The organism is Propionibacterium sp. (assembly GCF_047719395.1).
In the GTDB taxonomy this organism is placed as follows: domain Bacteria; phylum Actinomycetota; class Actinomycetes; order Propionibacteriales; family Propionibacteriaceae; genus Propionibacterium.
The window spans coordinates 1-10,902 of the sequence record NZ_JBDNTB010000046.1 but is presented as its reverse complement, the minus strand read 5'-3'; the positions used below and the strand labels follow the sequence as shown (position 1 = coordinate 10,902).

At 69.9% G+C, this 10,902-nt stretch carries 12 protein-coding genes and 1 pseudogene; all 13 read left to right on the top strand.

What is annotated here, in order from left to right; all coding sequences use genetic code 11:
* The first annotated feature begins 139 nt into the window (after positions 1-139).
* Entirely contained in the window at positions 140-550 is a 411-nt protein-coding gene (locus ABF648_RS08910; RefSeq protein ID WP_415631934.1) for a primase alpha helix C-terminal domain-containing protein, read from the top strand.
* Positions 550-1,278, top strand: coding sequence for a DUF2637 domain-containing protein (locus ABF648_RS08905; RefSeq protein WP_415631933.1), 729 nt, complete (start codon positions 550-552; stop codon positions 1,276-1,278). The genes ABF648_RS08910 and ABF648_RS08905 overlap by 1 nt, the downstream gene beginning before the upstream one ends.
* A 3-nt stretch (positions 1,279-1,281) precedes the next feature.
* Positions 1,282-1,773 (top strand): hypothetical protein, encoded by a 492-nt coding sequence (locus ABF648_RS08900; RefSeq protein WP_415631932.1) that lies wholly within the window; start codon positions 1,282-1,284, stop codon positions 1,771-1,773.
* Between the two features lie 84 nt (positions 1,774-1,857).
* Positions 1,858-2,712 carry a hypothetical protein gene (locus ABF648_RS08895; protein ID WP_415631931.1) on the top strand — a complete coding sequence of 285 codons (855 nt, stop codon included), beginning with the start codon at positions 1,858-1,860 and terminating at the stop codon, positions 2,710-2,712.
* Positions 2,712-3,680, top strand: a complete 969-nt coding sequence (locus ABF648_RS08890) for a ParB N-terminal domain-containing protein (RefSeq protein WP_415631930.1) — start codon at positions 2,712-2,714, stop codon at positions 3,678-3,680. The genes ABF648_RS08895 and ABF648_RS08890 overlap by 1 nt, the downstream gene beginning before the upstream one ends.
* A gap of 36 nt (positions 3,681-3,716) precedes the next feature.
* Complete coding sequence (locus ABF648_RS08885) at positions 3,717-4,397, top strand: hypothetical protein (protein WP_301448371.1); 681 nt, start codon at positions 3,717-3,719, stop codon at positions 4,395-4,397.
* A 12-nt stretch (positions 4,398-4,409) separates the two neighbouring features.
* Entirely contained in the window at positions 4,410-5,648 is a 1,239-nt protein-coding gene (locus tag ABF648_RS08880; protein WP_081014884.1) for a M23 family metallopeptidase, read from the top strand.
* Between the two features lie 14 nt (positions 5,649-5,662).
* Positions 5,663-5,929, top strand: a complete 267-nt coding sequence (locus ABF648_RS08875) for a DUF6112 family protein (RefSeq protein ID WP_057374778.1) — start codon at positions 5,663-5,665, stop codon at positions 5,927-5,929.
* 147 nt (positions 5,930-6,076) lie between these two features.
* Positions 6,077-6,391: a DUF6112 family protein gene (locus ABF648_RS08870; protein ID WP_413771542.1), complete on the top strand. Its 315-nt coding sequence runs from the start codon at positions 6,077-6,079 to the stop codon at positions 6,389-6,391.
* A 31-nt stretch (positions 6,392-6,422) separates the two neighbouring features.
* Complete coding sequence (locus ABF648_RS08865) at positions 6,423-7,847, top strand: conjugal transfer protein TrbL (protein ID WP_415631929.1); 1,425 nt, start codon at positions 6,423-6,425, stop codon at positions 7,845-7,847.
* 4 nt (positions 7,848-7,851) lie between these two features.
* Positions 7,852-9,315, top strand: a complete 1,464-nt coding sequence (locus ABF648_RS08860) for an SCO6880 family protein (RefSeq protein ID WP_415631928.1) — start codon at positions 7,852-7,854, stop codon at positions 9,313-9,315.
* A gap of 19 nt (positions 9,316-9,334) precedes the next feature.
* The gene (locus tag ABF648_RS08855) at positions 9,335-10,117 is read left to right on the top strand and encodes a hypothetical protein (protein ID WP_415631927.1); all 783 of its coding nucleotides are present in this window, start codon (positions 9,335-9,337) and stop codon (positions 10,115-10,117) included.
* Positions 10,114-10,902, top strand: a pseudogene (locus tag ABF648_RS08850) (ATP-binding protein); the annotation flags it as partial. The gene ABF648_RS08855 and the pseudogene ABF648_RS08850, both read left to right, overlap by 4 nt.

Genomic DNA, 10,902 nt, shown 5'->3' with positions numbered 1-10,902 from the left:
AATCTCCGGCGCCCCGGCGGGTGGGGGGGGGGGGGGGGGGCTGCCCGCTAACGCGGGGAGCGAGTGGGGGGGGGCGGGGGTATAATTACTCGCGCCGCCGCCCCACGTCCGGGTTGACGGTGTGTGGCGCGCCTATGAGGTGGCGGAACTGCACGCGGACGCCTCAGCATCGGTGGATGCGGCACGGCTGCGGAACTTCCTCAATCCGAAGCCACCCGAACGTGCCCGCGCCTTCCGTCCGACGTTGTCTCACGCGGACGCGGTGGATCGGATTGTGTCGTGGGTGGGTACGTTGATGGAGGGCGAGCGGAACAGGGGCCTGTTCTGGGCCGCTTGCCGTCTCGTCGAGCAGGGGCTCGCCCCTGCGGACGCGCTGGAGCTGCTGCGCTCCCCGGCGGGGGCGGTCGGCTTGTCGGAGCGGGAGGTCGCCACGACGGTGCGATCCGCCTACAGCACCACCCAGCCGGAGCTTCCACGCCCGGCTTCGATGCCTGGTCCTTCTGTGCGCCGTGACCCCCAGCGGGCCACGCCCGGCGGAAGGGGGCTCTAATGAGCGAGACTTTGGGCCGCCGGTGGGCGGCGCGTACGGCTATCGCCGGGACGCGTCTGATCGCGTTCGGCGCGTTCTGGCTCTCCTTCACCGCCCTGGCCGACTTGGCCGCCCGTTCGGGCATCGCGTCTGGTCAGGCGTGGGCGTGGCCGCTGATCGTGGATGGCATCATCGTGGTCGCCACCGTCTCCGTCGTCGCCTTGGCCGGGCGGAGGAGCGCGTGGTACCCGTGGATGCTCCTGGGCGGCGGGGCGTTGATCTCGGTGACCGCGAACGCCGCGCACGCCGTCGTCTCCGCCGACACCGGCGTGCCCAGCATGCTCGCGGCGGCGGTCGCAGCCGTCCCGCCCATCGTCCTGCTGGCGATCACGCATCTGACGGTCATCCTCATCCGCACACCCGACGAGCCGACCGATTCGCCGCGCGTCGCAGTCCATCAGAGATCGGCATCGGGCGATGCGCCAAGTCCCACGCCGGAGATCGTGCCCGGTGAGCACACGCCAGAACCCGGACAGGCACCCAACGGAAACGTGCCAACTATTGACGAACCATCCGCTGCGGGTGAGTCGCCGTTTGACCGGCGGGAACGCGCTCGACGGCTGCGGGAGGCGGGTTGGTCGAACAAGCGGATCGCCCGGCATCTGGGTGTGCATGCCTCGACGGTGGGCCGCTGGTTCGCGCTCGCGCACCCCACTGATGACATCGATTCGGATACGGACAGGAGATGAACCATGAACGAGCACACACAACCCATGGACACCATCGCGACGTGGGAGACGCTGGAGGCTGCCCGCGATATCGGGGACGAGCGGGCCCGCCTCACCGCGCCGGAGGCTGGGACGGTCACGGGGAAGACAACGGTCCCGGAGACCGAGTCTGAGGCAGGCATCGTCAGGGCCGCCGCCGACGAGGCAGAGAGCATCGTGCCGGATGCGGTCAAGACGGATGCTTCCCGGCGGGCGTTGGCGCAGCGGCTCGCTTCGGCGCGGGCGCGTGGCATCGAGTGGGTGCGTGCCTCCGACCTGCTCTCGCGCGGCAGCGGCCGGGTGGCGGGCGCGGGTATCCGCTTCCCCCAGGTCGCGGGCATCCAAACCCGGCGGGGCCTGGTCAATGGGGTGAGGGCGGTATCGCGGCGGGTGCGCGGGCTGCCGCCGGTCTCGGCGTTCGGACGCCGCAGCGCCATGCCGGTGGGGTCGTCCCGTTTCGGGGTGGGGATGCGGTGATGGCCTATGAGCGTCGTTCGTCTGGTTTGGCCCCGCCGATCCGGGGAGCCGGTGTGCACCTGCCAGCAAGGAGGTACCCACACCATGAAACCCACACCAACTGCCGCCCCACAAAGAGGCGATGATGATTTCCGCACTGGCGAGGGTCTGCGTGCCCTGCTGACCCGGCTGCACGAGTTGGGTCGGGGCGCGTGGCGGCATGACCCTGCGGCCGGTGAGCTGATGGCGTTCACCGCGCAGAAGTACGCCGCTTTGGCGCGCAAGCACGGGCTGGACCCGTGGGAGGCCGCCGGGGCCGCGTTCGATGTGATGCGCACTCGCGCCGCCCGCAACGCCGCCGACCCGTGGGCGGTGGTCACGCATGCGGTGCGGATCACCTGCATCGCCGAGGAACGTGCCCAGGGTCTGCTGTGCTCCACCCATCAGGCCCGCCGTCCCCAGGTCTCCCGCTTCCACGACGCCGAGCGCTTCTCCGACCGTGACAACCTGCTCGTGGATTACCATCCCGCATTCCACATCCACGAGGAGCACGCCGAAGAGGAACCCGAGCGGGAGGACGCGGGGCCGGTGATCGCCGTCATTGAGGACGCCATCACCCTGTTCACGCTGCTCGGCTGGCCCCACGGGACAGCGGAGGCGGCGATCGGGCATGTGTGCGACGCTCTCGCCCGTCTTGGCTCTCGCGCTTCCACCTACGAGGCGTTGCGCCGGGACCGGCACGCCAGAGCGTTGTTGGATGTGCCGGCCGTCTCGTGGGCGAGCCTGCTGCGCGTCCTGCTCGGCAGCCCCGACACGGCCTATGCGGCGACCGGCCGTGGCCAGGGCATCCTCCTGCGATTGCTGCTCGGCGAGCAGCTGGTCGATCTGCTGGCAGACGACGACCTCGTGGCGCAGGTCGTGCTGGCCGCGCCCGGCAGGCCGGATGCGCGAGGTGCCTGATGAACACGGCAGCGGGTTACATCGAACTCGACCGGGCGGTCTCCTCGATCCGCGTCGGGAACCGCCACCGCAAGGACATGGGCGACCTCCAGGCCTTGGCCGCGTCGATAGGGCGGGACGGCTTGTTGCAACCGATCACCATCACTCCCGACGGGCTGCTCGTGTGCGGGGCGAGGCGATTGGCGGCGGTGCGCCAATTGGGGTGGAGGACGGTGAACGTGTGGGTGCGCTCGGCGATCTCCGACCGGCTGGCCCACCTGCTGGCCGAGCAGGACGACAACGTGCTGCACAAGGAACTCACCCCGCTGGAGGCCGAGGCCCTGTACCGGGAGATCAAGCAGCTGCTCGCCGAGGACGCCTCCCACCGCCAAACCGCCAGCCGGTTCAGCACGGACCATCAGCCGGGACATGACGGTGCGCCAAAATTTGGCACACCGGCGCAGTCCACGGGACGGGTGAGCAAGCAGGCGGCCGGCATGATCCCCGGAGCGCCCTCGGACACCACTCTGGAGAAGATCAGCTACCTGCGCGACGCCGCCGACAACCCGCAGCTGCCCGAAGACCTCCGTCAGCAAGCCTGCGACGGGCTGACAGACATCGAGGCGGATGCGCCGATCCACCCCATCTACCAGTCCGTCCGCTCGGCGGTCGACGCGGCCAACGGGGATCGTGACGCGCAGCTGCATCTGCTGGCCGATCAGGCCCTGGCCCGGGTCAAGGACGCCCCGAAGAAACCCAAGCCTTCGGCGAGGCGGTCTCCTGCTCCCGTCCGGTTTGCGGTGCGCGCGTTCATCCTGACCTGGGGCGAACTGGACCAATGGTGGGACCGCTACGATCTGGACGCGCTGGCCCGGGAGTTGAGCGAGGAGCAGGCCGAAGCGTTCTACGCCACCGCCGAAGGCACCGCCCTGGCCGCCCGGAAACTCCGCGCGCTCCGCGATCAGCAGCCCCGCCTGCGCGCCCTCTGACGCCGGCCACGGGGCGGGCGGGTGCACCTGCCGGTCATGAAGACTTCACCTGATCCTCGTTCGCGGGGCCGCTTCTATGCGGTCATCGCCGCCGCCACCGTGCTCCTCATCCTTGCCGGCATCGGCGTCTACGGGCTGGCCGCCGGCCGCACACAAACCTCCGTCTCGCGGCCATCGGCGGCGAGTCCCTCGCCGACCGGCACTCCGGCCAGTGTCTCGCCGTCGGCCTCGACGCCGCCGACGGTGAAGGGGTCGAGCGACCCGGACGTGTTCGCCCGCAACCTCGCCACCACCCTGTTCACCTGGGATACCAACTCGGGGCTCTGGCCACTGGACTACACCTCAGCGCTCCTGGCGGTGGGCGACCCCTCCGGGGTGGAACAGGCCGGGCTGGCCTCCGACGTGGCGAACTATCTGCCCTCACGCGAGCAGTGGATCGAACTGCGCAAACACGCCACCCGCCAGAGCCTCACCATCAAACGAACCGACGTGCCCGATGCGTGGGCGCAGGCCGTGGAGCAGGACCCGACAGGTCAGATTCCGTCCGGCGCGACCGCCATCACGATTGAGGGCACCCGCCACCGCAGTGGCGACTGGGATGGCCGCCCGGTCAGCGAGGACTTCCCGGTCTCGTTCACCGTGTTCCTCGCCTGCCAGCCGGGCGCGGACTCGTGCCACGTGCTGCGCCTGTCCCAGCTCGACAACCCCCTGAAATAGGGCGTGGTCGTGATGTTGAGGAAGCTCGGAATCGCCGCTCTCTCCCTGCTCCTGCTCGGACCCTCGATCATGCTTGTGGCGGTGGGACTGCTGGCGAATCCCGCCGCGAACGCCGCCTGCACCACCACCGGTGCTCTGAACATCGGCATTGTGCCTGACTCCCTGAAGGTGACCGCGAGAGACGGCAGCACCTTCACGCTCACCAAGACGCAGCTCACGCACGCGGCCACCATCATCACCGTCGGCTCCACCATCGAGGGCGTCACCCGGGACGGGGTGCAGATCGCCCTCATGGCCGCCCTCACCGAATCCACGCTGCGGATGCTGTCGAACACGAGCGCCTACCCGGAATCGGCCGACTATCCCAGCGACGGGGACGGCGGAGACCACGACTCGCTGGGCCTGTTCCAGATGAGGCCGCAATCCGGCTGGGGCAGCGTGGCCGAGTTGATGGACCCAAACTATCAAGTCACGGCGTTCTTCGGTGGCCCCACCGGACCCAACTACCCGAGTCCTCGCGGCCTGCTGGACATTCCCGACTGGCAGTCCATGGACAAGGGCCAGGCCGCCCAGGCCGTCGAGGTCAGCGCGTTCCCGGACCGCTACCGGAACTACGAACCCGTCGCCCAGACCATCCTCGACACCCTCACCACGCCAACATCCAGCGCCGGCCAGCCGAACACGAGCATCCCGGAGACATCGCGGATCGTGTTCCCCCTGCCAGAGGGCACCTGGGTGATGACCTCCCCGTTCGGCTACCGGACTGACCCGATCACCGGGGCGAGGACCTTGCATGAGGGCACCGACTACGCCGCCCCGGACGGCACGCCGATCTACGCGGTGGCCGACGGCATCGTCACGGTCGCCGAATACACCGACACGTGGGGCGGGCACATCGTCATCGACCACACCATCGGCGGCCAGGCGGTCTCCACCGGCTACATCCACATGTGGGCCTCCGGCATCCACGTCACGGTCGGCGAACGGGTCACCGCAGGTCAGCACATCGCGGATGTCGGCAGCTCGGGCCGCTCCACCGGACCCCACCTCCACCTCGAAGTCCGCCCCGGAGGCGGGGAGCCCATCGACGCCGACACGTGGCTCGCCCAGCACGGGGCCGCCAGCCAAACCGGGACCGTCAATGCGGACACGAGCGGCGGGTGCGTGTCCGAGCGGCAGGGTGAACAGGCGACCCCACCAATGTCACCGGCGGTTCCTACGGTCACCTCCGCATCACGAAGAGAGAACTGAGGGAGGAGATAGCGATGAATGTGTTTCCTGACTTCAGTGGTCTGACCGGCATCGACGGCCTGCGCGACGTGGTGGGCGCGCTGCTGACCATCACGCTGATCGCCTCGGTCGCCGCGCTCGTCGTGTCGGGGGTGGCGTGGGCGTTCGGCGCCTCGAGTGGCAACTACCAGCTCGCCTCACGCGGCCGCACCGGCGTGCTCGTCGCCTTGGGCGTCGCCGTCCTGGCCGGTGGCAGCGTCGCGCTGCTGAACTGGCTGATCGGCGTCGGCGACCAACTCTGACAGGCCCGTGCACCGTGCCCGTCCTCCGCATGGAGGGCGGGCATTTCTTCGTGTCCGGGGCGACGGGGTGCACCTGACTGGGGACACACCCTGCCGCCCGCAACCCTGTGGGCGGCCCGTCTTGGATTGGAGCCCGTCGTGACTGACCTGATCGCTTCTTCTCTCGCCCATGCCGCTGGCATCGTGGCGCTGGACATCAACATCACCCCGAACACCGACGGCCTGCCCGGCATCGCCCAGTTGCGCACCATCGTGGGAGCCGTCATGACCGTCGGCCTCATCCTGTCCGTGCTCGCCCTGATCATCTCGGCGATCGTGTGGGGCTTCGGGGCCAACAGCTCCAACCCGCACCTCGCCTCACGGGGCAAGGTCGGCGTGCTCGTCTCCTGCGGGGCGGCGGTGATCTGCGGGGCGGCGGTCACGCTCATCAACTTCTTCTGGAACGTCGGCCAAGCCGTATGAGCCCGGCGACCAGAGCGAGGGGAGGCCGGTGATGGGCGTCTGCGACGTTCCTGTGATCTCCAACGTGTGCGACGTGGCCGGGGAGGCCGCCGCCACCCTGGTGTCCGCGCCGTTCGAGTGGCTGGCCCAGGCCATGGGGGACGCCGCGAGCTGGCTGTTCGAAGCGGTCTGGACGGTGTTCGACACCACCACCCTCGTGGACGTCACCCGCCCCGAATACGTGAAGGTCTACAACCTGATCTTCGGCATCGGCGCGATCCTCATGCTCCTGTTCTTCCTCCTCCAGCTCATCACCGGCCTGGTCAAACGCGACCCCACCGCCCTGACGCGGGCCGCCCTGGGACTGGCCAGAAGCGTGCTCGGCTCGTTCCTGGTGATCACGCTGGTGGGATTGGCCCTACAGATCACCGACCAGCTCTCGACCGGGATCATCCAGGCCGCCGGGGAGACCACACAGACCATGGGCGACAAGATCGCCGCCCTGGTCGCCGGATTGGGTGGCATCACGATGGCCTCGCCCGGCGTCGGAGCCATTTTGATCATCTTCCTGGCCGGGCTGGCGATCGCCTCCGCCGCCATCGTCTGGCTGTCATTGTTGATCCGCAAAGCCCTGCTCTTGGTGGCCATCGTGCTGGCCCCGTTGGCGTTCTCCGGCTCCTCGTGGGACGCGCCGAAAGGGTGGATCAGCAAGTGGGCGATGTTCGTGCTGGCCCTCATCCTCTCCAAGCTCGTCCTCGTCGTCATCTTCCTCGTGGCCGTCACCCAGGTCTCCGCGCCCATCTCCGCCGACTTGACCTCGGTGTCTGACCCGCTGGCAGGCATCGTGCTCATGGCCCTGGCGGGATTCAGCCCCTACATGGTCTACCGGTTCCTCTCCTTCGTGGGCGTGGACTTCTACAACCAAATGGGAGCCGAACAAGACACCAAGAGCGCCCTCAACCGGCCCCTCCCGATACCCACCACGGAATCGGGCGAGGGGCCGAAGAAGATACTCGACAGCAGCGGCGGCACCAGCGGCACGAGTCCGGGACCGGGCAGCCCGTCCTCCTCGACCGCTCCGGCGGGTGCCGGTCAACAAGCGGCATCAGGCGGCGGCGCATCTGGAGGTGCTGCATCCAGCGGCAGTGCTGCGGCATCCAGCAGCGGGGCTGGTGCATCGAGCGGTGCGGCCGCGGGCGGCGCTGCGGCGGCGGCCCCGGTGGCCGGGGCGGTGATCGTCGCGAAAGAGGCCGCGACCGCCGGACCCAAGATGGGCACCGCCTTGGCCGGGCAGGCGGAGCAGACCGCCGACGCCGCCAACCACACCGGCACCACACCACCACCAGCGGCGCCGCCGCCGCCGAACGCGCCCACGCGCGCGCCATCGTCCTCCGAGTCGTCGGGTGCGCCGCGTGGCAGCGAGCCGCCACCCCCGCCGCCTCCACCCGTCCCACGGACCCCGCCATCGAAGGAGTAAGCCCATGAGCAGCAGCGACAATGCGCCCTCCACGGAGTTGGTGCCGGTCAAATTCTCCCGCCTCACCCGCCGGGGCGTCCTCCTGGGCCTGTCCGTCTCCCAGCTGATCGCGCTGGGCGTCGCCTTGGCCACGGTGGTGGTCGCCGTCTACTCCGGCGGCGGCATGATGCTCGCCTACACCGCACCCATCTGGGGCGCGTGCGTGGCGCTGACGTGGATACCGGTAGCGGGACGGCCTCTGGTGGAGTGGCTGCCGGTCGGCCTCTGGTGGCTGTGGAAAACCACCGGCGGACAGGCGCTCTACCGCCGCCGGATCGTCACACCCCGCCCCGACGGCACCTTGGCGCTGCCCGGCGACATGGCCCGCCTGCGCGAATACACCGACCCCACGTCCGGGGCGTGCATGATCCACGACCCCCACGGCCAGACGTTGACGGCGATCTTGGAGGTGTCGCATCCGGCGTTCATCCTGCTCGACCCGGGCGAGCAGGAACGCCGCATCACCGCCTGGGGGCGCGTCCTGGCCACCACGTGCCGCTCCGGACGGATCGCCACCCTGCAAGTGCTGGAGCGGACCCTGCCGGATTCGGGCACCGGATTGGCCGAATGGTGGGCCGAACACGGCACGCACGACACGTCCTGGGCGTCCACCACCTACAGCGAGCTGATCGAGCGGGCCGGCCCCGCCGGGGAACGCCACGCCACCACCATCAGCCTCGCCTTGAACATGCGGGCCGCCGCGCGTCAGATCAAGACCGCCGGAGGCGGCATCAGGGGAGCCGCCGCCGTGCTCCGCCAGGAAATGGACACCCTGACCACCGCGCTCAGGTCGGCGGACCTCCACCCGTCCGGCTGGCTGACCGCCGGGGACGTGGCGGTGATCCTGCGCTCGGCCTACGACCCCGCCATGGCCGCCGCCCTGGAACGCCACGGCAGCATCGGGCGCGAACTGGCCGGCGCCGGACCCGTCGCCGTCACCGAGACCTGGGGCGGCCTACGCACCGACTCCGCCCACCACACGGTCCTCTGGATCAGCGAATGGCCACGCTCACTGGTCTATCCCGGCTTCCTCGCCCCCCTTGCCCTGTCGAGCGGGATACAGCGCTCGATCTCCCTGATCTACACGCCGATGCGCTCCGATGCCGCGGCCCGAGACATCAGGAAGAAGAAAGTGGAGTACATCTCCGACGCCGCCCAACGCGCCAGGATCGGGCAGATCGAGGACGCCGCACAGTCCGCCGAATACCACGACGTTCTCCAGCAGGAATCCGAGCTGACCGCAGGCCACGGCGTGCTGCGCTACTCCGGACTCATCGCCGTCACCGCGCCCAGCGAGCCCGAATTGGAATCAGCTGTGGCGGCGATCGAGCAGGCCGCCATCCAAGCGTCCTGTGAGACCCGCCGGCTGGTGGGCCAGCAGGCCCAGGCGTTCACCGCCGCCGCCCTCCCGCTCGCCCGAACCATCTAAACCACCTTGAGGAGGCATCATGCCCACGTTCGACAACCCCAGCATCGATGCGGCGGAAGCGTCCGAGGCCCTGCGCGGGCTCGCGTACGCCAGCCGGGTGTTCGACCAGCCCGCAGCCATGTACGGCGTGCTCGGCGACCTGTCCGCCGCGATGCGGTCCCTGCATCAGGTGCTCGAACAGGTCGCCGCCAACCACGAATCCCGGGTCCCGTTCGCGTTCGACGACCATGGTGACCACGAGACCGGAGTCTCGGACGCCCTGACCGCCGCCGCCGAACTGCGGCAGGCGGCGCGGCTGCTGGACCAGTCCTACGACCGGCTCGCCGTCGGGTTCAGTGCCGCGGGCCGGGTCGCCTGGCACACCCAACCCGCCCCCGACACCGAACCGGGCGTGGCGTTGGACCGGCAGTGGGTCACCGTCGTCTTCCTCCAAGGCCAGGAGGCCGATGAAGTCCTGGACATGATCGACGCGCACGGCGTCGAGGCCGCCGTGGAGCACCTGTCGAACTGGGATGCCGGGGAGGAGACCACGGGCGCGGCCATCGCCAACCGGGACGTCCATGATGCGATCCCCGTCGGAACGCTCGACAAGACCGCCGAATCGGGCATGTACACGCTGACCTACAACCCGTTCATGGGCCACGTCGCCCTCTACCGCCACCCCAACCCCACCGCTGTGCAGGAAGCAGCTCCCCGGCCCCAGCCGGAACTGACGGCCCGCCGTCGCAGAGTGCGGGACGCCTCGTACCAGCAGCCCGCCCGGCGACCCGGCGCGGACACCCCTCGGGGGCTGGGACTATGAGCGAGGAACGCCTGCACACCGCCGTCCTGGTCTCCCCAGCCCACGAGAAGCGGCGAGTACGCAAGCAACGCCGCCAAGCCGCCGCGAAACTGCAAGCCCAGCAACGCCACGCCGAACAGGAGGCCGCGAGGGAACGCCGCGAAGCGGAGCGGGCCGAACGCCGCGCCACCCGCTACCTACCCAAGGCCGGGGAACCCGGACCCGCCGCCCTGCGCACGCCAGGCCGATTCCGCCTGCCACGCCACCAGGACACCAGCGCGGTGCTGGCGGGCCAGTATCCGTTCCTCGCCGAAGGCGGTCTGGGCGCCAACGGCGTGTTCGTGGGAGCGGACCTCTACTCGGGCGGCAGCTTCGTCTACGACCCCTGGCAGCTGTACAAGGAGGGGGCCATCACCGCGCCGAACGTGATCGTCGCCGGCATCGTCGGCTCCGGCAAATCATCGTTGGCCAAGAGCCTGTACACGCGCAGCCTGCCGTTCGGACGGCGCGTGTACATTCCCTGCGACCCGAAAGGCGAACACACCCCGGTCGCCCAGGCCGTCGGCGGGCGGGCCATCATTCTCGGCCACGGCCTGTCCACGCGCCTCAACCCGTTGGATGAGGGTCACCGTCCCGCAGGCTTGTCTGATGCGGCGTGGGCGTCCACGGTCGCCGCGCGCCGCCGCGCCCAGCGCGGCGCGCGCGGCGCCCCCGGGCTCGGGCGGGCGCGGGCCCCGGTGGAGCCCCCCGCCGGGGCCGCCCCCCCGCCGCGGCCGGGCGCCCCCGCGGCTCGAGACGCGGATGGT